General features: G+C 64.5%; 23 protein-coding genes and 1 tRNA gene. 18 read left to right on the forward strand and 6 right to left on the reverse strand.

Annotated elements, in window-relative coordinates; all coding sequences use genetic code 11:
- Positions 1–100 precede the first annotated feature (100 nt).
- The 3 genes from IQ16_RS28245 to IQ16_RS28255 are packed head-to-tail and all read right to left on the reverse strand — an operon-like array spanning position 101 to position 1,943.
- Complete coding sequence (locus IQ16_RS28245; RefSeq protein ID WP_026312285.1) at positions 101–460, reverse strand: VOC family protein; 360 nt, start codon at positions 458–460, stop codon at positions 101–103.
- Positions 461–515: 55 nt separating this feature from the next.
- Complete coding sequence (locus IQ16_RS28250; RefSeq protein WP_018644912.1) at positions 516–1,355, reverse strand: helix-turn-helix domain-containing protein; 840 nt, start codon at positions 1,353–1,355, stop codon at positions 516–518.
- Positions 1,356–1,364: 9 nt separating this feature from the next.
- Positions 1,365–1,943 carry a methylated-DNA--[protein]-cysteine S-methyltransferase gene (locus IQ16_RS28255; protein ID WP_026312286.1) on the reverse strand — a complete coding sequence of 193 codons (579 nt, stop codon included), beginning with the start codon at positions 1,941–1,943 and terminating at the stop codon, positions 1,365–1,367.
- A gap of 174 nt (positions 1,944–2,117) precedes the next feature.
- On the opposite strand from IQ16_RS28255, the gene IQ16_RS28260 reads away from it, so the two are divergent.
- The 18 genes from IQ16_RS28260 to IQ16_RS28345 all read left to right on the forward strand — a co-directional run bounded on the left by IQ16_RS28260 (position 2,118) and on the right by IQ16_RS28345 (position 20,819).
- Positions 2,118–2,191, forward strand: a tRNA-Gly gene (locus tag IQ16_RS28260).
- A gap of 227 nt (positions 2,192–2,418) precedes the next feature.
- Positions 2,419–2,646, forward strand: coding sequence for an Acb2/Tad1 domain-containing protein (locus tag IQ16_RS28265; protein WP_018644914.1), 228 nt, complete (start codon positions 2,419–2,421; stop codon positions 2,644–2,646).
- Positions 2,647–2,860: 214 nt separating this feature from the next.
- Positions 2,861–3,751, forward strand: a complete 891-nt coding sequence (locus IQ16_RS28270; protein WP_145831875.1) for a class I SAM-dependent methyltransferase — start codon at positions 2,861–2,863, stop codon at positions 3,749–3,751.
- 588 nt (positions 3,752–4,339) lie between these two features.
- Complete coding sequence (locus IQ16_RS28275) at positions 4,340–4,873, forward strand: DsrE family protein (RefSeq protein ID WP_145831876.1); 534 nt, start codon at positions 4,340–4,342, stop codon at positions 4,871–4,873.
- Positions 4,874–4,888: 15 nt separating this feature from the next.
- Positions 4,889–5,953 carry a TAXI family TRAP transporter solute-binding subunit gene (locus tag IQ16_RS28280; protein WP_018644916.1) on the forward strand — a complete coding sequence of 355 codons (1,065 nt, stop codon included), beginning with the start codon at positions 4,889–4,891 and terminating at the stop codon, positions 5,951–5,953.
- Positions 5,950–6,762: a hypothetical protein gene (locus IQ16_RS28285; protein ID WP_018644917.1), complete on the forward strand. Its 813-nt coding sequence runs from the start codon at positions 5,950–5,952 to the stop codon at positions 6,760–6,762. Before IQ16_RS28280 ends, IQ16_RS28285 begins: the two co-directional genes overlap by 4 nt.
- A 334-nt stretch (positions 6,763–7,096) precedes the next feature.
- Positions 7,097–10,252: a VCBS domain-containing protein gene (locus IQ16_RS28290; RefSeq protein WP_244635872.1), complete on the forward strand. Its 3,156-nt coding sequence runs from the start codon at positions 7,097–7,099 to the stop codon at positions 10,250–10,252.
- A 190-nt stretch (positions 10,253–10,442) separates the two neighbouring features.
- Positions 10,443–11,024 (forward strand): helix-turn-helix domain-containing protein, encoded by a 582-nt coding sequence (locus tag IQ16_RS28295; RefSeq protein ID WP_026312288.1) that lies wholly within the window; start codon positions 10,443–10,445, stop codon positions 11,022–11,024.
- Positions 11,024–11,536: a GNAT family N-acetyltransferase gene (locus IQ16_RS28300; protein ID WP_018644920.1), complete on the forward strand. Its 513-nt coding sequence runs from the start codon at positions 11,024–11,026 to the stop codon at positions 11,534–11,536. Before IQ16_RS28295 ends, IQ16_RS28300 begins: the two co-directional genes overlap by 1 nt.
- Positions 11,537–11,538: 2 nt before the next feature.
- On the forward strand, positions 11,539–12,003 hold the full coding sequence (locus IQ16_RS28305; protein WP_026312290.1) for a GNAT family N-acetyltransferase: 465 nt from the start codon (positions 11,539–11,541) through the stop codon (positions 12,001–12,003).
- 99 nt (positions 12,004–12,102) lie between these two features.
- Positions 12,103–13,143: a LacI family DNA-binding transcriptional regulator gene (locus IQ16_RS28310; RefSeq protein WP_018644922.1), complete on the forward strand. Its 1,041-nt coding sequence runs from the start codon at positions 12,103–12,105 to the stop codon at positions 13,141–13,143.
- Positions 13,144–13,225: 82 nt separating this feature from the next.
- A complete protein-coding gene (xylB, locus tag IQ16_RS28315; RefSeq protein WP_018644923.1) occupies positions 13,226–14,680 on the forward strand; it encodes a xylulokinase in 1,455 nt (484 codons plus the stop codon).
- Positions 14,681–16,003 (forward strand): xylose isomerase, encoded by a 1,323-nt coding sequence (gene xylA / locus IQ16_RS28320; RefSeq protein WP_018644924.1) that lies wholly within the window; start codon positions 14,681–14,683, stop codon positions 16,001–16,003. It abuts the gene before it with no gap.
- A gap of 12 nt (positions 16,004–16,015) precedes the next feature.
- Entirely contained in the window at positions 16,016–16,774 is a 759-nt protein-coding gene (locus tag IQ16_RS28325; protein WP_018644925.1) for an ATP-binding cassette domain-containing protein, read from the forward strand.
- On the forward strand, positions 16,774–17,856 hold the full coding sequence (locus IQ16_RS28330; RefSeq protein ID WP_026312291.1) for an ABC transporter permease: 1,083 nt from the start codon (positions 16,774–16,776) through the stop codon (positions 17,854–17,856). The genes IQ16_RS28325 and IQ16_RS28330 overlap by 1 nt, the downstream gene beginning before the upstream one ends.
- 94 nt (positions 17,857–17,950) lie before the next feature.
- Complete coding sequence (locus tag IQ16_RS28335) at positions 17,951–18,883, forward strand: sugar-binding protein (RefSeq protein ID WP_026312292.1); 933 nt, start codon at positions 17,951–17,953, stop codon at positions 18,881–18,883.
- Between the two features lie 106 nt (positions 18,884–18,989).
- Complete coding sequence (locus IQ16_RS28340) at positions 18,990–19,967, forward strand: aldo/keto reductase (RefSeq protein WP_018644928.1); 978 nt, start codon at positions 18,990–18,992, stop codon at positions 19,965–19,967.
- Between the two features lie 3 nt (positions 19,968–19,970).
- Positions 19,971–20,819, forward strand: coding sequence for an amidohydrolase family protein (locus tag IQ16_RS28345; RefSeq protein WP_018644929.1), 849 nt, complete (start codon positions 19,971–19,973; stop codon positions 20,817–20,819).
- A 184-nt stretch (positions 20,820–21,003) separates the two neighbouring features.
- On the opposite strand, the gene IQ16_RS28350 is transcribed toward IQ16_RS28345, so the two are convergent.
- The 3 genes from IQ16_RS28350 to IQ16_RS28360 form a co-directional block, all read right to left on the reverse strand.
- Entirely contained in the window at positions 21,004–21,369 is a 366-nt protein-coding gene (locus IQ16_RS28350) for a nuclear transport factor 2 family protein (protein ID WP_026312293.1), read from the reverse strand.
- Positions 21,370–21,527: 158 nt separating this feature from the next.
- On the reverse strand, positions 21,528–21,878 hold the full coding sequence (locus IQ16_RS28355) for a RidA family protein (RefSeq protein WP_018644931.1): 351 nt from the start codon (positions 21,876–21,878) through the stop codon (positions 21,528–21,530).
- Between the two features lie 110 nt (positions 21,879–21,988).
- Entirely contained in the window at positions 21,989–22,906 is a 918-nt protein-coding gene (locus tag IQ16_RS28360; protein ID WP_018644932.1) for a CE1 family esterase, read from the reverse strand.
- Position 22,907 lies beyond the last annotated feature (1 nt).

Here is a 22,907-nt window from a genome sequence, read left to right on the forward strand (position 1 = left end):
GCGCCGTGCCCACGATCTGTCAATGATCGCGACAGATGGTGGGCACGCTACGCTTTGCCCACCCTACGGCATCTGCGTATGTGGAGCGCTTGGTCGCGCCCTACACACAAACCGCCTCGACATTGTTGCCATCAGGATCGATCAAAAACGCCGCGTAATAAGTCGGGCTGTAATCCTTACGCGGCCCGGCGCCGCCATTGTCGCGGCCGCCGCTCTTCAGCCCTTCGCTGTGGAACGCCTTGACCGCGTCATGATCCCCGGCGCGAAACGCGATATGCGCGCCGTCGGCCTTGCGTCCCTTGTTCAGATGCAGCCACAGCCCCGTCTCGCCCTTCGGTCCGAACCCGGCATAGCCGTCGCCGCTGGAGCACAGGACGTAGCCGAGCGGCGCCAGCACCGCGGTGTAGAAGCGCGTGGCGGCGTCGAGGTCGGCAACGCGCAATCCGATGTGGTCGTACATGATCGTCTCCATTGCAAAGCGCGCCGCAACTGGCGCGCGCCGGAGACGACCCTAGTCAGTTGAGGGCAACCCGCTCTTGGAGAATCTTGCGCATCCCCTTCGAGGCCTGCCGGAACTTGGTCGGCGACACGCCGGCGGCGCGATGAAAAGTGCGGACGAAATTGGAGAGGTCGCCGAAGCCGACGTCATAGGCGATGTCGGTGACGGCGATGTCGTCCTCAGTGAGCTTGCGCGCGGCATGGCGCAGCCGCGAGCGCACCAGGTATTGATGCGGGGTGACGCCAAGCACGGCCGAGAACAGCCGCAGGAAATGGAACGGGCTGAGGCCGGCCTGCTTTGCTGCCTGTTCGAGGTCGAGCTCGGCATGCGAATTGTCGTCGATCCACAGCGCGGCTTCGACGGCACGGCGGCGGTCTCGCGCGGTCGGCGTGGCCGGCTTGCGCGCCTTGCCCGAAACCGCGTCGATGAAACGGCCCGCAAGAATTTGCCCGATCTCGTCGAGACCCAGGTCGCTGTTGCCATCTGCTGCCGTCTGGGCGAGCTCCCCCAGCACCATCAGCTCGGGCAACGGCGGTGTCGCGCCGACCCGCCAGATCTCGCGCCGCCCGCCGAGGGCATCGACCAGGTCCTCGCTGAAGAAGAAGCCGAGGCAGACGTCGCCCGAGACATGCTCGTGCGTGCAGGTGTATTCCTCGCCGGGCGCGCCGATCAGCATCGAGCCCGCCACCAGCTCGAAGAAGCCGGCGCGGCAATGGCAGCCAAAACTGCCCGAGCGGACATAGGCGATGGAATGGCCGGTGCGGCATTCCGCAAACGGCGTATCGTCCGGTCCCGCATCGCAGCGAAACTCGGAGACGGTGATCGATCGGGTCGTCAGCAGCGTAGTGGCATCCATGCCACCTATCTAGGTAGACGGCCTCGGCGGAGCAACGGGCAGCAGCACCTCGAACAGCGTCTTGCTGGCGACCGGCTGGGCGCCCTCCAGCGACAGCAGCCGCCGCTTGGAGATCACCCCGCCGTAAGGCGAGATCCGGCCGGTGTAATTGCCGGCCTCCAGCACGCGGTGGCACGGCACGATCAGCATGTAGGGATTTTTCGCGATCGCCTGCGCCACCGAATGCGCGGCGCCAGAGGCGCCAAGTGCCTTGGCGATCTCGTGATAGGTGCGCGTCTCCCCGCGCGGGATCGTGCAGGTATATTCATAGACCCGCCGGTTGAAGCCGGGCACGCCGCCGGCATCCAGGCTGACGTCGGAAAAATCGGGATCGTTGCCCTGCAGCAGGCCCACGATGCCCTCGATTGCAAGCTCGGTATTGAGCGGAGGCTGCTGCTCGCGCGCCTCGGGATGAGCCTGGAAAATCCGGCGGCGGGTGTCGATCTCCCGCGCCTCCGGCAATTGCACGGCGACCACGCCGGTGCTGCTCCAGATGATGCCGCAACGGCCTATCGCCGTGTCGAATATCGTGTAGCCACGCCCCACCATGCACACGCCCCACTCAGTGCACGCTTTTCCCCCGACGGGTCGATCATAACACCGCCACAATCCGGCGCACCCAAAATCTTATCAGGACGTTAACAACTGTCCGGGCAGACGCGCCAAATCGCTTGGCGGGAGGCGCCGTCTCGGCTAATCAGGATAGGCGCGAGCAGCGCACAAGCGGGCGTAGTTCAATGGTAGAACGGCAGCTTCCCAAGCTGCATACGAGGGTTCGATTCCCTTCGCCCGCTCCAAAACCCTTTAAAGCAAGGGGTTTCTGCACAGGGTACGTCCTTGGAATGAGCTGCTTTTCTAGCTTGTTGTGGATATCTCACTCGCTGAAATGATTGTGATTTTCGGGTCCTTACGAGCACGATTCTAGAGCCAGTTTGAGCCCAAAATCGCTGTCCCCCGTGGGCACGTTGCGCGTTTTGCGATCCGTGATTCAATGAAGTGCATTAGAAGCCAATGACATCGAACTATGTCAGACAACAGCGGGGCCATAACCCCCAACACAATCGGCGAACTCCGCGTTCGCACTACCTTTAATCCCAGCGCCAGTGGCGATGTGGATGTCATCAAGCAGCGCACGGCTGAATTGATTAATCTGTGCGATCACCTCAAACCTAAAGACGCCCGCTTGGTGGCTTTGGCCCAGACAGCCTACGAAGAGGCCGCGATGTGGGCAGTGAAGGCCGCGACCGCATAGCAACACCAGTTGTGCGCGTGTAAACTCCTCCGATTGCTCGGGGGAGTTTTTTCATTGGCCAAGGCTAGTCGATCGCCCGCTCCAAAACCTTAGCGGCGTTCCAGCGAGAACCCCTTTACAGCGGTCTCTTGCAGCTTTTGTTCGCGCTCCACCCGAGCTAACCTGTCGGAGGCTCCAGCCATAGTGCCGAAGGCGCCGAGCGAAGGGGGGAACTGTGGAAGATGAAGTCTCCTCAAACGAGCCTACGTCGGATGACGGGCCAAACGCGCGAATGGTTCGCTATTGGAACAGTTCCGCGACAGCGCCATGGGTCACTCTTCAGGATCGGCTGGACGCGCTTCTCGGACCAGCTGGCGATGCGGCTATTAGGGAGGCAAACCCGAAGAGCGCAGAACACGTTCTCGATGTCGGCTGCGGCTGTGGGGGATCGACGCTGGAATTTGCGCGCCTTGTGGGCAAACTCGGTCACGTAACTGGCGTAGACATTTCGGACCAAATGCTCGCACGGGCTAGAGAGCGTGTTGTCGAAAAAGGATTCGCGCAAGTAACGCTGGCTGTCGCGGATGCAGGCTCCTTTGCCTTCGAGCCAGCGGGTTTTGATCACATATACTCTCGTTTGGGCATTATGTTTTTTGGTGCCCCGGTTGCCGCGTTCGACAATCTCCGATCCGCTTTGAAGACATCAGGACGGATGACGTTCTTGTGCTGTCGAACCGCCGCGGAAAACACCTACATTTCGACAGCAGTACAAGCGGCACGGCCGCTTTTGCCGAACGATGCGGTGCCAATACCCGGACCGGACGAGCCCGGCATGTTCTCGCTTGCGAACCCATCACGTGTTCAGGATATTTTAGGTCGTGCTGGATTTCGTCAAATCGAGTTGCGCCGCCACGACGAGCGTATGCGGCTTGGTGGACCGGGCGAAGCTATCGAAGCTGCAAATTTTTCGTTGCAGTTCGGACCACTGACACGGGTTCTCAATGACTTGAAGCCTGCGGCGAGAGAAGCTTTGATTTCGGCCGTTGCAAATGCTTATCGACAGATCGATGGCCCCGAAGGGATTGTACTCCAAGGTGCATTTTGGATTGTTACTGCACGTCCCTAAGCACTCGCTTCGGTGTGAAAACCAAATAGCTCCTATCGCGGAACGTTCCCGGTATTCGTCTAGCTTGCGGTCGCCCCCTTCGTGACCGTCATGCTGGACGGAGTGGACCCCAAAAAAGGATCGGCTGGTTTTTGCCGTATGGAAAATTTAATTCGGAGTTGGATCTTACCGCACCACCAATCCCGCATAGCGCGGAGCCAAAAAAGAGCCAAATCCGTGTAACCCATTGACGTATTTGGGTGCCAAAAATGATTCCCAAGCTGCATACGAGGGTTCGATTCCCTTCGCCCGCTCCAGACCCTCCACCTCGGCCCGATCGGCCCTTTGGTGTTGCGGCCTGAATTCTCCCCGCGGCTTTGAACCGGCGCGCAACGAGCGGCACGTTGAGCCGATGTCCTCCTGCGCTTAATCCATTGCGCTTAGCACGAACTGCAGTCTGTCGGCAGACCGGCGCGGAGTTCATGTTTCGGGTTCGGGCACCGCCCACGCAAATCCGCACGCAGCATCAACGGGTCGGCTCAAGGGCCGGATCGAGATCGAACGAGTTGCACCGCATGTAGAGCGCAAGACCCAGAGGGGAGATGGTCCATGCCTGATGCACGAATCCATATCGTCACAGCCATGATTGCCACATTCGCAATCAGCTCGGCATATCCCATGACCTCGATGCAACAGCAGCAGGGCTCTGTGAGCGCGGCGCGCACCATGGTCCCGAAGAAGCAAGCCACGGCCCGCCCGGACAAGCCGGCGGCGCATCGGCTCGTGATCCAGGTCAACCAGAACGATTCCGCCGTGATGAATCTGGCGCTCAACAACGCAACCAACGTGCTCGACTACTACCGCAAGAAGGGCGAGGAAGCCGATGTCGAGATCGTGGCGTTCGGTCCCGGGCTGCACATGCTGCGCAAGGACACGACACCGGTCGCCGATCGCATTCACGCCATGACCGAGCTCGCCTTCCCGAGCAAGATCCGCTTCGCCGCATGCGGCGTCACCAGGGAAGGGATGGAAAAGAAGGAAGGCAAGCCGCTGGAGCTGCTGCCGGAGGCGTCCATGGTGCCCTCGGGCGTCGTCCACATGATGGAGCTGCAGGAGAAGGGCTGGAGCTACGTCCGGCCATAGACATAGGAGGCCGCGATGATGCGCAAGCTGCTGTTCATACTGGTCTTGTCGCTGCTCGAGCTGCCTGCTTCCGCGCAAAATGCCAACAGGGCCGGTGCTGAAAAGCGGTCCGCTGAGCGTTCCGCACCCGCACCGGCGCGCGGGAGTCACGCCGCGCGCCCCGTTCAACCGCGAAGCGCGGAAGCGGAGGTGAGGGATCGCATCAACGCGGGCTCGGTCGGTCTCGCCGCCGGATTGCTGGAAGGCGCGCCGCTCCGCTTCGCCACCGAGATCTCGCGCGTCGTCAACGAGGGCGGAAAGGTGAACGTGCTTCCGATCGTGACGCGCGGACCGACCGAGAACGTCAACGATCTGCTCTATCTCAAGGGGGTCGACGTCGCGATCATCAACAGCGATTCGCTCGACGAGTACCGCGCTCAGGTGCCCGAGATCGGAAACCGTATCGTCCACGTGATGAACCTGTTTCCGTCGGAGCTGCACATCTTCGCGCGTCCGGAGATCAATTCGCTCGCCGATCTCGCGGGCAGGAAGGTGAACTTCAACACGCAGGGCACCGCCGCAGCCTATTCGGGTCCGCTCATTTTCAGCCGCCTCGGCATCGAGGTCGAGAAGACCTTCGTGCCTCACCCGGTTGCACTCGAGCAGATGCGCAAGGGCGAGACGGCGGCCGTGGTCTTCGTCACCTCCAAGCCGGTCGACGCATTCGTGAAGCGCAAATGGGACGAGGGATTCAAGTTCCTGCCGGTGCCGTTTGGTCCGGGATTGATCGACTATTACGTGCCCGCCTCGCTGACCTCGGCCGACTATCCGGCACTCGTGCCGGCGGGCCAGACGGTCGAGACGATCGCGGTGCCGACGGTTCTGGTTGCGTATAACTGGACCCCGGGTTCGCCGCGCCATGACCGTGTGACGGCCTTCGTGAACGAACTGTTCGGCAGGCTCGACGAGCTGCGCGTGTCCGGCTTCGATCCGAAATGGAAGGATGCCGATCCCTCTGCCAGCGTTCCCGGATTGCAGCGCCTGAAGGCGGCCGAGAGCTGGCGGGATCCCCAGATGGCCAATCGGACGGCGCGTCCATGAGGCGGCTCGCCGCTCTCCTGTTCGTCATGATCGAGATCGCGGAAGCCCACGGTCAATCCGCGTCCAGCACCTTGAAGGGCCTGGACCAATGCTTCGCGCAGACACGCAACGCTGAAGCCGCCTGCGATCAGGCCGGCAGCGACACTGCGGCTCGTCTCGGCTGCAGGTTGAAGGCGCACAGTGCGGAGAAACAATGCCTCGATAATCTGTTCGCCAACAAGGACGAGGCCCGGCAGTCCGGCGATGTGCCTGCGAAGCCGCGCGCCCGCATGCCGCCCGCGCCGACCGCATCCGAGCCGCCGCCAGTGGCGGCACTCCCCGATCGAGACGATCCGACCGCAGCATTTCCGGCCGCAAGAGGATGGCTGATCAGCGAGACCACGTCCCCGCGGGACTTCTCGCCGCTCTTCGTGGCCAAGCTGTATGCGCTTCCACCCATTGCTGCCGACGCGCCGCAGACGCTGGTCCTGCGCTGCCGGAACCAGCGGACCGAGATGTCCCTCGGCGCCAATGGCGTCTGGCGCGCCTCGCGCGGTGGTGACGTCGAGGTCGTGATGTCCTCCGATCTGCCGGCGGCAAGATCGCTACGCTGGCGGTTGGCGGTCGATGGCCGCACCGCCTCCGTGGCGGACGACCCGGTCGATCTGGTGCGCGCGCTCGACGGCGGGCGGATGTCGATCGCCGTGACCGACGGTGCGGGGCGCACCATCAGCGCAACCTTCGACCTCGCCGGCATCGACATCGTCCGCGCCAGGCTTGCGAATGCCTGCCGTTGGCCGAATGCGACGGTCGAATCGCGGGGGCGGTGACGGCATCCGGCTTACAGGGCTCGAACGTCTTCCGGGCGCATCGAACGCCCTTCGACGATTCGATCAATGCCCTTGGCGCCAAGGACGAGGCAGCCTTCAGAGCGACCACAGCGGCTAAACTTTGTTCACTTGTTGGTCGGAGACGAAGCAAGGCGCATGGATGCTGATTGCCCGAGCATGCGTGTTGTCGTTTGGGTCATACCGGAATCAATGCACCATCATTCGCAGATTTGCAGCGATGACGCATCGCGCGACATCAAGCGTTCGTCATCCAGGGGCCTAAACTTGCTTTGATCAGCAGTCTGGTCGGCAGCGACTTATTGGCGCCGCGTTTTTGTTTCTGATCATCGAACAAAACATTCGGACCCGGCCTGTTGCCGGGCAAACGGAGGCATTGATGACAAACTCGGCACCTGTTTTCACCCCTTCCGTCACGCGTGTGTCGACCAGCGCAACCGGGGCGCAGGCCGATGACCAAAGTTACCAGTCCGTGTTGTCGCCCGACGGCACGAAAGTGGCGTTCGAATCCTATGCCGACAATCTGGTGCCCGGCGATACCAACGGCGCACCCGACGTCTTCGTGAAGGACCTGACGACTGGTGCGATCACGCTCGTGTCGACCAATGCCAGCGGAGTTCAGGGGGGTGGCTACCAGCCGGTTTTTTCGTCCGATGGTACCAAGCTGGCGTTCTCATCTGCTTCCTACAATCTGGTGCCGGGCGATACCAATCAGGCTTACGACGTTTTCGTGAAGGACCTGACCACTGGCGCCATCACGCGCGTGTCGACCAGTGCCAGCGGGGCACAGGCGGACGGCTTTTGGACCACCAACCCGATATTCTCGCCCGATGGCACCAAGGTTGCGTTCTATTCCGATGCCGACAATCTCGTGCCGGGCGATACCGACAATTTGCGCGGCATCTTCGTGAAGGACCTGACCACTGGCGCGATAACGCTCGTGGGCCCCAGCCCGTACAACGATCAACACCACGGCGGCGACGAGAACGGCTGGACCTACGCCCCCTCGTTCTCGCCCGATGGCACCAAGATCGTGTTCGCGTCGAACACAGGAGGTGGCGACACCAGCGACGTCTACATCAAGGATCTTTCCACCGGGGCCACCACACTGGTGTCGGTCAGCGCCAGCGGCGTTCATGGGAATGGCGGCAGCTACGATCCGGTGTTCTCGCCCGATGGCACCAAGGTCGCGTTCTATACCTTCGCCGACAATCTTGTGCCGGGTAGCTCCAACATCCGAATCGGCAACGTCGTCATGAAAGATCTGATCACAGGTGTGGTCACGCTGGTATCGGCCAATGCCGACGGAGTCCCGCAGAACAACAACGCCGCAGCCCAGAAACCCGTATTCTTGCCTGATGGCACCAAGATCGCATTTGTTTCTGAGGCCAACAATCTCGTGTCGGATTTCTACGGCTATTATGGCCCTCAGGTGTATGTGAAGGATCTGATCACCGGAGCCGTCACTCTTATCTCGACCGACGCGAGCGGGGTGCCGGCAAATGGCTACAACGAGCGTCCCGGCTTCTCGGCTGATGGCACCAAACTGGTATTCGAGTCGTCAGCCAGCACTCTGGTGCCGGGCGATACCAACGGTGCTTCCGACATCTTCGTGAAGGAAATTGGTATGCCGTCCGTCATTGCTGCGAAGCTGACGGACAATGGCGCTGCCCATGTTTCGACATCGGGGCCGGTGTTCTTTACCGACGCTGACAAGACCGACACTCACACGGCCTCGGTGGCATCGCAAAGCGGCAATCTCGGCACACTCACGGCGACCGTCGACGATGCCGATGGCAAGGTGACATGGAGCTATGATGTCTCTCATGCCAACTTCGCTCCGCTCCGGGATGGGCAGACCCATGCCGACACCTTCACATTGACCCTCGCCGACGGTCACGGCGGTTCGGCGACGCAGAGCATCACCGTTACGCTGAACGGAATCGATGATGCCCCCGTGATCCACTCGGCCGCGACGGCAAGCTTCGCGGAGAATGGTACTGGTCTCGCCTACCACATCGCGGCGACCGACGTTGACAACTGGTCCGTGAACTACTCGCTCTCCGGCGCTGATGCGGCTCTGTTCGACCTGTCGATCACAGGCGATGTGACATTCAAGTCTGCGCCCGACTTCGAAACGCCGAAAGACGCAAACCACGACAACGTCTATGACGTCACCGTCGAGGTCAGCGACCTGACAATAATCACGACAAAGAACGTCGCGATCACGGTCACTGACGTGCATGACACCAGCCGCCCCGTTCTGACTGTCGCCGGCTCGACCAGCTTCACGTCGATTGACTGGGCCGCGATCAATGTCAGCGTGACCGGAAATTTGCACGAGACCGCCAGCGCCGGTGTGATCAGCAACAGCACGATCAACAATCTCGGTTCACTGAGCGAAACCCAGGCGATGCTCGCGTTCGTGAACGATACGATCGCCGGCGGCTCTCTCGGTGCGATCGTCGCCAATGGCGGCACCATCACCTTCGACAACGTACATCTGGACGGGACGTCGCTGGATGCGACATCAGGCGGACTCATCGAATCCGTTGCAGGCAGCGCCAACAGCTTCAACAACGTGACGCTCAAGGCTGGCGCCGTGTTTGACTTCAGTGCCGCAAGCGGTGTGTTTGCCAGCGGCACGCTGAACAACGGCGGCAAGATCGAGTTCTTCAATCTCGCGAAATTCATCCTGACCGGCGACGCCACGGTCATCGGCAATGGCGAGATCAAGCTCGATCCGGGCTCCTCGATCCTGAACAGCGGTGCGCATCACACGCTCAACCTCGAAGGCGGCACGATCGACGGCGCCGGCACCATCGGAAACGGAGATCACAGTCTCACTTTGGATATCGGCGTCTCCGGCACGCTCGAGGCGAACGGGTCGCAGCCGCTTACGGTGGACACCGGCAATTCCGTCACCAGCAGCGGCCTGATCGAAGCCGTGCACGCCTCGCTCGATTTCGACGACGCCGTTTTCAACAGATTTGGAACGATCATCGCCGATCAGGGCGGCACGATCGACTTCGGGAATGGCCTGACCAATGGCGGCATCGTCAATGTGCACGCCGGCAGCGAGGTGGATGTCTCGGGCAACCTCGTCAACAACGGCACTGTCCTGGATGGTGGCATGCTCAAGGTCGATAATTTGAGCGGGGCTGGAGCCGTCAACGTCAACAACGGGACATTGGTGGTCACCGGTAATCTGAGCAGCAATGTCGTTCTGACGGGGACGGATACATTTGTGTTCGGGCCCAATGCCAAGCAAACGTCCGGTGTCATCTCGAACTATACGCCAGGCACGACGCTGGTGCTGGATGGCTTCGACTCCAAGGTGAACGCGGCTTTCGACACTCAGACCAATATTCTGACGCTGACCGATGCCGATCATCATGCGATGACGCTCCACCTCGCGCCCGGGTCCTTGATCCCGCAGGTCCACGGCGCGGCATCGGATTTCCTGGTCTAGCGAATTTCCACGGAACGCTCTGCCGAGCCCGCCACGTCCAGGCGGGCTGCGGCAAGACGCCGGGGAATTTGCCGCCCAAACATTCTAATATATTAGCTCCCGGCTCCCGGCACGCGCGGCTCGCCCGGCTTAAGCTTCTCTCGCCCTGATGGGTGCGGTCCTCGTGTCGGGCAATGTTTGGATGAAGACCATGGACCAGCAGAAACTCGACCGTGCGATCGGTCGTCGCTTGAAGACGTTGAGGACGCAGGCGGGCATGACGTTGAACGAACTTGCGGCGCGCTCCGGTGTCAGCCGGGCCATGATCGGGCGGGTGGAGCGGGCGCAGAGCAGTGCGACGGCGGCGCTGCTCAACAAGCTCTGCGCGGCGCTCGACGTCACGCTCAGCGACGTCGTCGCGCTCGCCGAGAAGCCGCCGGAACGCCTGGTGCGGCTGGCGGACCAGCCGCACTGGCGCGATCCCGACAGCGGCTACCGCCGGCGTCACGCCTCGCCGCCGGATGCGGCCAGCGGCATCGAGATCATCGTCGTCGACCTGCCCGCCGGCGCGCGCGTCTCCTACAGCCCCTGGGGCCGTAACGCCTTCACCCAGCAGCTCCTGATGCTGGAGGGCGCGGTCTGCGTGCATATCGACGCCAAGACGGTGCGCCTGCGCGACGGCGACTGTCTCGACTTCGACGTGATGCGCGCGGTGACCTTCGAGAACGAAACCAGGCAGGACGCGCGCTACGTCATCATCACGCGGCGCGGCACCTCTTACGGGAAGATGTGATGCCGCTGATCGTGCGGGACGCCACGCTCGAGGATGCCGCCGACATCTTGGCCATCTACAATTACGCCGCGGTCAACACCACGGCGGTCTGGACCGACGGCCCGGCCGACCTCGCCTCGCGGCGCGCCTGGATGGGCGCGCGGCAACAGGCCGGCTATCCCGTGCTGGTCGCGATGAAGGGCAGGGACGTCGTCGGCTTCGCCTCGTTCGGCGATTTCCGCCCCTTTCCCGGCTATCGCCACACGGTGGAGAATTCGGTCTATGTCGGCGAGCGGCATCACCGGCTCGGCGTCGGCCGCTGCCTGATGACGACGCTGATCGAGCGCGCCACCGCGCTCGACAAGCACGCCATGATCGCCGGCATCGAGGCCGCCAACGCCGCCTCGATCGCCTTGCATGCCTCGCTCGGCTTCGCCGAGGTCGGCCGCATGCCGGAGGTCGGCTGCAAGTTTGGCCGCTGGCTCGACCTCGTCTTCATGCAGAAGCAGCTTGCAGGCGGAGTGCGGCCGTGACGATGCAAATCCGCGCCGGCGACACCTTCGATCCCCGCGTCATCGCGCTGCTCGATCATCACGTCACGGCGGCTCGGGCGCAGACCGCGCCGGGCAGCGCGCATGCGCTCGATCTCGCAGGCCTTCGCGCCAGCGACGTCGCGTTCTGGACCGGCTGGGACGGCGAGACGCTGGTCGCCACCGGCGCGCTGAAGGCGCTCTCGGCCGGCCACGGCGAGGTGAAGTCGATGCACACGCTGCAGACCGCGCGGCGGCGCGGCTATGGCGGCCGGATGCTCCGTCACATCATCACCAAGGCCCGCGCGCGCGGCCTGCGGCGGCTCAGCCTCGAGACCGGCTCATGGGATTATTTCAAGCCGGCGCATGCGCTCTACCAGGCGCACGGTTTTGTGCTCTGCGGCCCGTTCGAGGGTTATGCCGAAGATCCCAACAGCCTGTTCCTGACGCTGGATTTGACTGGCGGGTAGTTCCGGTCCGGCGCAACCCGGGGCCGAAAATGCCGACCTGCCCCTCTTGCCCCTCAAAATGAGTTGCGTACCTCAAAACACCTCTGCTAGCCTTCAGCCATGGCCGAGACGCTCACCACCGCCGCGCTCACGCTGAAGGACATCGCCCGCGAGGCCGGCGTCAGCCTCGCGACGGTCGATCGCGTGCTGCACAACCGGCCGGGCGTGCGGGCGGACACGGTCCGGCGCGTCCGGGAAGCGATCGAACGCAATTCCTTTCAGCCGCATGTGGCGGCCGCGGAACTCGCCCGCGGCCGCGCCCGCCGCTTTGCTTTCGTGATGCCATCGGGGCCGAACCCGTTCATGCAGCAGATCGAGGCCTATCTCGGCGAGATGTCAGGCTGGCTCTCGGCCCGTCGCCTCGGCGTCGAGATGATTGCCACCGACGTGTTCGACGCCTCCGTGCTGGCCGCCTCGCTGGAGGCGCTGTCCGGCGATTACGACGGCGTCGCCGTGGTGGCGCTGGATCATCCCACCGTCCGTGCCGCCATCAACGACCTCGTCGACGCCGGCACCAAGATCGTGACGCTGGTCTCGGACGTGCCGTCCTCGCGCCGCCACCATTATGTCGGCATCGACAACATCGCCGCGGGCCGCACCGCCGGCGCGCTGGTCGGGCGGCTGGTCGGCGGGCGCTCGGGCAAGGTCGCGATCGTCGCGGGATCGCAGGGCCTGCGCGACCACGCCGAGCGCATCTTCGGCTTCAACCAGGTGATGGCGAGTGAATTCCCTGGTCTCAGCGTGCTGCCGGTGCTGGAAGGGCGCGACGAGGACGCGCGCTCGGAGCAGCTGCTGGCACGGCTGCTGGGCAGGCATGCTGACATTGTCGGCCTTTATAACGTCGGCGCCGGCACGCAGGGCGTCGCCAAAGCGTTGAGCGAGGCCGGCCGCGACAAGGTCGTGTTTGTCGGGCACGACGTCACCGCGCTGACGCGCCGGCTGCTGCTCCAGGGCGTAATGGATGCCGCGATCTCGCAGAATCCGGGACATGAGGCGCGTGCCGCCGTGCGCGTGCTGCTCGCGCTCGCCCGCGGCGAGCCGATCCTGCGCGAACAGGAGAAGATCAGGATCGACATCGTGATGCGGGACAATCTGCCCTAGCGGCAGGTGGATTTGGAAACGGCCCGTTGCGGGGAAGGCGGCATCAAGCTCGCACACCGCGACAGACAAAAGGGAGGGTGGTGTGTATCTCGGACTGGACATCGGCACGTCCGGTGTGAAGGCGGTTCTCGTGAACGAAGCCGGCGCGGTGGTCGCGACGGCGGCGCGCGAGCTTGCGCTGTCGCATCCGGCGCCGCTGTGGTCCGAGCAGGATCCCGACGCCTGGGTCGACGGCGCGATCGGCGCGGTCGACGACCTCGCCGGCCGCCATCCGCGCGAGATCGCGCGGGTCGCCGGCATCGGCCTCTCAGGCCAGATGCATGGCGCGACGCTGCTCGGCGAGGACGGACGGCCGCTGCGTCCCGCGATCCTCTGGAACGACGGCCGTTCGCAGGCCGAATGCGCCATGCTGGAGCGGCGCTGCCCGTCGCTGCACGCCATCGCCGGCAATCTGGCGATGCCCGGCTTCACCGCGCCAAAGCTGTTTTGGGTCGCGCGCCATGAGCCGGAAATATTCAAGCGCGTCTCCAAGGTGCTGCTGCCGAAGGCCTATGTCCGCTACCGCCTGACCGGCGAGATGGTCGAGGACATGTCGGATGCATCAGGCACGCTGTGGCTCGATGTCGGTGAGCGCCGCTGGTCGGCCTTGCTGCTGCATGCGACCGGTCTCGATCTGCATCACATGCCGCGCCTCGTCGAGGGCAGCGCGGTCAGCGCCGTGCTTGCGCCGGAATACGCGCAGCGCTGGGGCATGGCGAAAGACGTCGTGGTCGCCGGCGGTGCCGGCGACAATGCGGCGAGCGCGATCGGGCTCGGCGCCATGGCGCCGGGCGATGCGTTCCTGTCGCTCGGCACCTCCGGCGTCGTGTTCCGCGTCACCGATCGCTTCGCGCCGGCGCCGGCTTCAGCGGTGCATGCCTTCTGCCACGCGCTGCCCGGCCTCTGGCACCAGATGGGCGTGATGCTGTCGGCCGCGGCCTCGCTCGCCTGGCTGTCCGACGTGATGGAGACGCCGGCAGCCGCGCTTCTCGCGCCGCTCGGGGAGCGCGTCGACGGGCCGAGCCCCATCAAATTCCTGCCTTATCTCGATGGCGAACGCACGCCGCACAACGATGCCGTCGCCAGCGGCGCCTTCGTCGGCCTGCGCGGCGCGACCGGACGTTCCCAGATCGTCCAGGCCGTGCTCGAAGGCGTCGCCTTCGCCGCGCGCGACAATCTCGCGGCGCTCAGCGCTGCGAGCGGGCCGATCAGCGAAGTCGATCTCGTCGGCGGCGGCTCGCGCTCGCCATTGTGGGCCCAGATCTGCGCCGACGTACTCGGCATTCCCGTCCACCGCGTCGAGGAGGGCGAGGTCGGGGCTGCGCTCGGCGCCGCACGGCTCGGCCGGCTCGCCGCGACCGGCGAAGATCCGGCCAAGATCTGCACCCGTCCACGCCGGCTCGCGAGCTTCGCGCCCCGGGCATCCGTGACCGCCGCCTATGACGAGGCCTATCGCCGCTGGCGTGCGCTTTATCCCGCATTGAAGGAGATGTCTTAAGTGAACGCGCCAGCCAAATTCTTCGATGCAACGACGCCCGTCGCCTTTGCCGGCAAGGATGCGGCGAACACGCATGCCTTCCGCTGGTACGACAAGGACCGTCTCGTCCACGGCCGCCGGCTCGAGGATCACTTGCGCTTTGCGGTCTGCTATTGGCATTCGCTGTGCTGGCCGGGCGGCGATCCCTTCGGCGGCGAGACCTTTTTGCGGCCCTGGCATCACGGCACCGACGCGATGGCGATGGCGCGCGCCAAGGCCGACGTCGCCTTCGAGCTGTTCCGCCTGCTGGACGTGCCCTTCTTCACCTTCCACGACGTCGACGCGGCGCCGGAAGGGGATTCGCTCAGCGAATCCGTCGCCAATCTCAACGCGATTGCCGATCTGTTCGAACAGAAGATGGCCTCCGCAAAGGTCCGCTTGCTCTGGGGCACTGCCAATTTGTTCACGCATCGCCGCTACATGGCGGGCGCCGCGACCAACCCGGACCCCGACATCTTCACCTATGCCGCCGGCCAGGTCCGCGCCGCGCTCGAGGTGACGCACCGGCTCGGCGGCCAGAACTATGTGCTGTGGGGCGGGCGCGAGGGCTACGAGACGCTGCTCAACACCGATCTCAAGCGCGAGCTGGACCAGCTCGGCCGCTTCGTCTCGCTCGTGGTCGAGCACAAGCACAGAATAGGTTTCAAGGGCCCGATCCTGATCGAGCCGAAGCCGAAGGAGCCGACCAAGCATCAATACGACTTCGATGTCGCCACCTGCTACGGCTTCCTCGAACGCTACGACCTGCTCAAGGACGTCAAGCTCAACATCGAGCAGAACCACGCCATCCTCGCCGGCCACTCCTTCCATCACGAGGTCGCGCTGGCCGAGGCGCTCGGCGTGTTCGGCTCGCTCGACATCAACCGCGGCGACGATCTGCTCGGCTGGGACACCGACCAGTTCGCGATGAACGTCCCCGAATTGGCGCTGGTGTTCCACGAGATCCTGAACCGCGGCGGCTTCACCTCGGGCGGACTCAATTTCGACGCCAAGATCCGCCGCCAGTCGATCGACCCCGATGATCTCATCCATGCCCATGTCGGCTCGATGGATGCCTGCGCGCGCGCCTTCCTCGCCGCCGCCGACATGCTCGATGCCGGCGCTCTCACGGCGCCGCTGGCCACGCGCTACGAAGGTTGGGCCGGACCTGAGGGCCGCGCCATTCTCGGCGGCCAGCGCTCGCTCGCCGATCTCGCCGACCGCGCGATGAGTCCCGGCTTCGATCCGCAGCCGCGCTCGGGCCGGCAGGAATATCTGGAATCCCTGGTCAACCGCTACGTCTGAGGAACGCCGCTGATGGCAAGCGCTGAAGCAACGCCGGTCCTCGAGCTCACCGGCATCGGCAAGGAGTTCGGCGCGATCCGCGCGCTGCACGACGTCGACATGAAGGTCCTCCCGGGCGAGGTGGTCGGCCTGATGGGCGACAACGGCGCGGGCAAGTCGACGCTGGTCAAGATCATCGCCGGCAATTTCCGCCCCTCGCACGGCGAGATGCGCTTTGCCGGCAGCGCGGTCCATTTCAACCGGCCCGTCGACGCCCGTGCCGTCGGCATCGAGGTCGTCTACCAGGACCTCGCGCTATCGGACAATCTGACCGCCGCGGCCAACGTCTTTCTCGGCCGCGAGCTGAAGCGCAAATTCGGCCCCATCGCGCTGCTCGATCACAAGGCGATGGCGGCACGCGCGCTGGAGTTGTTCGGCGAGCTGCGCTCGGAAACGCGCCCCGACGATCTCGTCAAGCAGATGTCCGGCGGCCAGCGCCAGGCCGTCGCGATCGCGCGGACGCGCCTGTCCAATGCGCGGCTGGTGATGATGGACGAGCCGACCGCGGCGATCTCGGTCCGCCAGGTCGAACAGGTGCTCGGCCTGATCCACCGGCTCAAGGAGCAGGGCGTCGCCGTGATGCTGATCTCGCACCGCATGCCCGACGTGTTCGCGGTGTGCGACCGCGTCATCGTCATGCGCCGCGGCGAGAAGCGGGCCGACAAGCCGATCCACGAGACCTCGCCGGAGGAAGTCACCGCTCTCATCACCGGCGCGAAGGAGGCGGCGTGATGGCCATGCCCATGGAATCCCCGATCAGCTTCACCAATGTCGGCAAGATCAGGTGGTGGCAGCGCGGCATCTTCGCCTCCCAGACCGGCTACGTCCTGCTGGCGCTGGCGGTGCTGCTGGTGATCATGCATTTCGCCAGCCCGTACTTCTTCACCCAAGGCAACATCCAGAACGTGGCGAAGAACTTCTCGTTCATCGCCATCGCCACACTCGGCGTCACCTTCGTGATCATCATCGGCGGTATCGACCTCTCGGTCGGCTCGATGATGTGCTTCTCGGCCATGATCACCTCGATGGTGATGACCGAGCTGTCGACGCCGGGCGGGCTCGGCGCCTCGCTGTTCGTGCACATGGCGGCCGACGGCAAGACCGTGCTCGCCAACGTGCCCGGCCTGATCCTGCTGGTCTCGATCCTCGCCGGCCTCGGCGTCGCGCTGATCGCCGGCCTCGTCAACGGCTTCTGCATCGCCGTGCTTGGCCTGTCGCCCTTCGTCACCACGCTCGGCATGCTCTCGATCGTGCGCGGGCTCGGCTATGTCGTCTCCAATGGCCGCGGCAGTTTCCCGGGCGGGCCCGATGCCGATTATTTCTATGCGCTCACCTCCGGCGACGTGCTCGGCGTGCCCGCGCCTTTCATCTATCTCGTGATCCTCGCACTGACGATGGCCGTGGTGCTGCACCACACCTCGTTCGGCCGCCACGTCTTCGCGCTCGGCGGCAACGAGAAGGCGGCAGAGCTGACCGGCATCCCGGTGGTGCGGGTGAAGATCGAGGTCTATGTGATCTGCGCGCTCGCCGCGGGGCTCCAGGGCATCATCATCTCCGGCTGGCTCGGATCGGCGCCGGCCAACATGGCGACCTCCTACGAGCTCAACGTGATCGCGGCCGCCGTGATCGGCGGCGCCAATCTCGCCGGCGGCATCGGCGGCCCGCTCGGGGCCATCGTCGGCTGCGTGCTGCTGGAAGTGATCCGCAACGGCCTCGTGCTGGCGCAGGTCTCCTCCTACTGGCAGCAGACGCTGGTGGGCGTGATCATCATCCTGGCCGTGCTGGTCGATCGCATCCGCTCGCGGATGACCTGACGTGACGTCGCTTCGGGAAGGCAACGAAAATGCCGCCTGTCCGCTTCCCGGACGCTTTTGAGAGGATGGGCACCAAACAAGGGTGGAGGAGACAATGAGGAAACTGCTTCTGGCCGGTATCGCCGTTGCGATGATGGCAACGCCGGCGTTCGCCGCGAACTACCGCTTCGTGATCGTGCCCAAGGCGATGAACAATCCGTTCTTCGACTTTGCGCGCGACGGCTGTCTGAAGCGCGCCAAGGAGCTCGGCAATATCGAGTGCATCTACAAGGGGCCGGTCGAGCACGAGCCGGCTACGCAGGCGCAGATCATCCAGGACTTCGTCACCCAGAAGGTCGACGGCCTCGCCATATCGGTCGCCGACGTCGCGGCCATGACCAAGTCGATCGAGGCGGCGACCGCGGCCGGCATTCCCGTCATCACCTTCGATGCGGATGCGCCGGGCTCCAAGCGCATCGCCTATATCGGCACCAACAACAAGGAGTTCGGCGTCGCGCTCGGCAAGGAATTGCTGAAGCTGCGGCCCGACGGCGGCAAATACGCGATGGTCTCGGGCGGTCCCGGCGCCAAGAACCTCGCCGAGCGCGTCGACGGCGTGCGCGAGGCGCTGAAGGGCTCGAAATGGACCGAGGTCGCGGGCTCCCCGACCTTCTGCAACGACGATCCCGCGCTCGCGGTCCAGCAGATGACGGACATGCGCACCGCAACGCCCGATCTCGCCGCCATCGTGCCCATCGGCGGCTGGCCGATGTTCGCTCCTGAAGGCTTCAAGGCCTTCGCCTCCAGGAACAAGAAGGACATCGATTCCGGCAAGTTCACGCTGGTCGTCGCCGACACGCTGAAGATGCAGCTCGAGCTGCTGCGTGACGGCTATGCCAATGCGCTGGTCGGCCAGCGTCCGTTCGAGATGGGCGAGAAGGCGATGGACACGCTGCTCGCCATCAAGAAGGGCGAGAAGGTGCCGGAGATCGTCTACACCGGCCTCGATCTCGTCACCAAGGACAACGTCGCGCAGATGCTGAAGTAGGAGCGCCACCAGCCCCGCGCTCCTGCGTGCCTCTCCCGCTTGCGCTTGCCGCAAGCGGGAGAGATGATGTTTGGACTGCTGGAATGAAGACTGTAAGGCAATGGGAATGAAACGCTCGCGGCTCGGCTCTCTCGACGTCACCTCAATCGGCCTCGGTTCCGCACCGCTCGGCGGGCTGTTTGCGCCTGTCAGCGATGCCGATGCGGAGGCGACCCTCGCGAGAGCCTGGGCGCTCGGCGTCCGCTTCTTCGACACCGCCCCGCTCTACGGCTTTGGCCTCGCGGAGCGGCGGCTTGGCGCGTTCCTGCGACGACAACCGCGCGAGTCCTATGCCATCTCGACCAAGGTCGGCCGCCTGCTGCGCGCCCCCGATGGCGGCGCCGCCGAGGACGAACACTACAAGGGCACGCCGCGCGAGCGGCCGGTGTTCGATTTCAGCTATGACGGTGTGATGCGCTCGGTCGAGGAGAGCCTTGCCCGCCTCGGGCTCGACCGCGTCGACGTCCTGCTCGTGCACGATCCCGACGATCACTATGACCAGGCCGTCGCCGGTGCCTTCCGCGCGCTCCAGCGCCTGCGCAGTGACGGCACCGTCAAGGCGATCGGCGCCGGCATGAACCAGTCGGAGATGCCGGTGCGCTTCGCCGAGGCCGTACCCGTCGACTGCTTCCTGCTCGCCGGGCGCTACACGCTGCTCGACCAGGGCGCGCTGGATGCGCTGTTTCCAGTCTGTCAGGCCGGGAATATCGGCATCCTGCTCGGCGGCATCTACAACAGCGGCATCCTGGCCAATCCGCACGCGGGCGCGAAGTTCAATTATCAGGATGCCGATGCGGCGCTCGTCGCGCGCGCGCTCGCGCTCGACGAGCTCTGCCGCAAGCACGGCACCGAGCTGAAAGCCGCCGCGCTGCAGTTCTGCATGGCCCATCCGGCGGTGACCGTTGCGGTGATGGGCGCGCGCAATGCCGCCGAGGTCGCCGACAACATCGCGATGTCGGAAAAGACCGTGCCGGCGGCGTTCTGGCAGGAACTGCGCGCGCGAAACCTCGTCGACGCGCGGGCGCCGCTACCGGATGGGGCGTAAGGCATGATCATCGACGCCCATCAGCATTTCTGGGACCCCGCACGCGCCGACTATCCCTGGATGGACGCGCCCGAGCTGTCACCGATCCGCCGCGCCTTCGGCCCCGCCGATCTCGCGCCGCTGCTAGAGGCGAACGGAATCGACGCCAGCATCGTCGTGCAGTGCCGCTCCGCGCTGGAGGAGACCGAAGAATTCTTGCGGATCGCGCACGAAAACCCCTTTGTCATCGGCGTCGTCGGCTGGGTGGATCTGACCGACGGCGACCTCGGCGACACGCTCGACCGGTTGCGCGCGCTGCCCGGCGGTGCCAAGCTGGTCGGAATCCGCCATCAGGTCCACGATGAGCTTGATGCGGATTGGCTGCTGCGCGAAGACGTCCAGCGCGGCCTCACCGCGGTGTTCGCCCGCGATCTCGCCTACGACTTCCTCGTCCGCACCCGCGAGCTACCCGCCGCGATCGCAACCGCGCAGGCCTTTCCGCAAGCGCGCTTTGTCCTCGACCACGCCGCCAAGCCGCCGATCGCCGACGGCGGCAGCGACGAATGGACCGACCGCATGGCAGCGCTGGCTGCCTGCGGCAATGTCTGGTGCAAGATCTCCGGGTTGGCGACGGAGGCGACGTGGGACGATTGGGATGCAGAGCGACTGCTGCCGTTCGTGGCGCACGCGGCAAAATGTTTCGGCGAGGACCGCCTGATCTTCGGCTCGGACTGGCCGGTGTGCCTGCTCGCCGGCAGCTACGGCGACATCAAGCGCGCGCTGGAGGCGTGTCTGGCGAAGCTCGGGCCGAATGTGCGCGAGAAGGCGTTCGGGGTGAATGCGAAGGCGGCGTATCGGTTGCGAGTCGCATAAAGCGAAGCTCGCGCCTAACCAAAAGGTGTCGTCCCGGCGAAGGCCGGGACCCATACCGCGTGATTTATCGGGTTGCCCACGGTAGGGGTACCGAACTTCTAATCTTCGTCAAACCACTCCCTGTGGTTATGGGTCCCGGCCTTCGCCGGGACGACGACACAGTTTGAGGCGGCTTACTCCCCTCTCACGCCCCCGCAGGCACCTGATCCAGAAACCCCGTCACGCTCCTGATCCGCCCGTCCTTCAGCACGGCGAAATCCGTCCCCTTGATCGGGCTGTCGACGCCGTCAGGACCGAGCCCCCACGAAAAGCGCACATGGTCGCCGTAGCCGTTGGGCTCGCCGATCAGCTTGAACCTGAAGTCGGGAAAACGCTGCTGCACGCCCGCGATCAACGCGTCGATGCCATCGGGGCCGTCGCCCTTCATCAGCGGATCGACATAGCTCGCATCCGCCGTCCAGGTCTCGCTCAGCAGCTCGCGCCGGCGGCTCGTCGTGCGCTCGTTCCAGAGATCGATATAGCAGTGGGCGATGGCGGTGTGGTCGGTCATGTTGCTCTCCTTCGATGACGCCGTGTCCGGCTGTCCCTCACTATCGAAGGTTTGCGCGCGCAGATCGATTACCTCGGAGGTCATCGGCACGTGCAAAAAAATGAAGCGCGATGATGGCCTCATCGCGCTTCATTCGGATGTGTATTGCTTCGCGAAGACTACTTCGCCGCCGTCACCATGATCTCGACGGTGTATTGCGGGGCCGCCAGCTTGGCTTCGACGGTGGCGCGGGCCGGGGTGTTGCCGGCGGAGACCCAGGCGTCCCACACCGCGTTCATCTCGCCGAACGTCTTCATGTCGGTGATGTAGATCGTGGCCGAGAGCAGCTTCGACTTGTCGGTGCCGGCCTTGGCGAGATGGCCGTCGATGGTCTTCAGGATGTCCTGGGTCTGCTTGGTCACGCTTTCGCCGGCGGCGTTGCTGGCGACGACACCGGCGAGATAGACGGTGTTGCCGTGCACGACGACCTGGCTCATGCGCGGGCCGGTTTCAAAACGCTGAATGCTCATTTGGGATCTCCTGGTGGAATGGCGGCCCTGTCTAGCGCAGCGGCCTGCGCCGTGCCACCCCGGGCACGCATGCGTTGCCAGGCACGCATGCGTTACCTCCGATGCATGCGTCACGGAAACCGGCTGAAAAACGTCCAGATTGTCTCGGCGCCGTCGATGTCGCTGTTCTGCGGGCCGAGCAGGCTGGCCGCAACCCTCGGGAAACGGGCATCGGGCGAGAACCCGGGCATGCGATGACCGCCATGGTTGACGCGATAGAGCACGACGTCGTGCCCGGTCGGGCAGCGCGACGTGACCTGCGTGACCGTGGACTGGTCCGCGGGATTCTTGTCAGGCAGATCGACGGTGGCCGCATCGTCTGACTCGCAGCCATTGAGCTTGCGCCAGAATTCCAGCGTCTCGTCGGTCGACCAGAACCCGTCTGCGGCAAAATAGCTCGATCCGCGGCCGCCGGCATAGGGGACCAGTGGGTCGGCCGTGCCGTTCATGAGCAATATCGGCAGCGGCCGCGACGGATGGCAGGTGACGGCGGCCTCGTCGGTGAGGTTCATGACCACGCTGGCGCCGGCAGCGAACAGATCGGCGCGCGCACAGAGAAGCGTCATCGCCATGGCGCCGCCATTGGAGATGCCGGCGACATAGACGCGCTTCGGGTCAGCGGTGCCGTTCGCCAGCAGCTTCTCGACGAGCTTTGTGATGAAGGCGATGTCGTCGGTGCCGTCGGGCGGGCCGCGGAGCGCGGGTCCCGCCTTGGTCCGCGCATCGGCCCAGGCATGGTTGAGGCCATCAGGGAATGCCACGGCAAAGCCTTCACGTTTTGCGACCTGCGGCCACGCCGTCCGCGCGATCATGTCGGCGCCGCGCTGGGTCTTGCCATGCAGCACGACCACCAGCGGCACGAGTCTCTTCGCCGGCAGTTGCAAGGTGTAGGAGCGCTTCACGCCGTTGACGTCGATGACGTCGGCGGATGCGACCGAGGCTGCGGTCAATGCCGCAAGAAACATCCCGATCTGCATCCACCGCCGCATG

Origin of the sequence: Bradyrhizobium huanghuaihaiense (genome assembly GCF_007830635.1) — a bacterium.
Classification (GTDB): domain Bacteria; phylum Pseudomonadota; class Alphaproteobacteria; order Rhizobiales; family Xanthobacteraceae; genus Bradyrhizobium; species Bradyrhizobium huanghuaihaiense.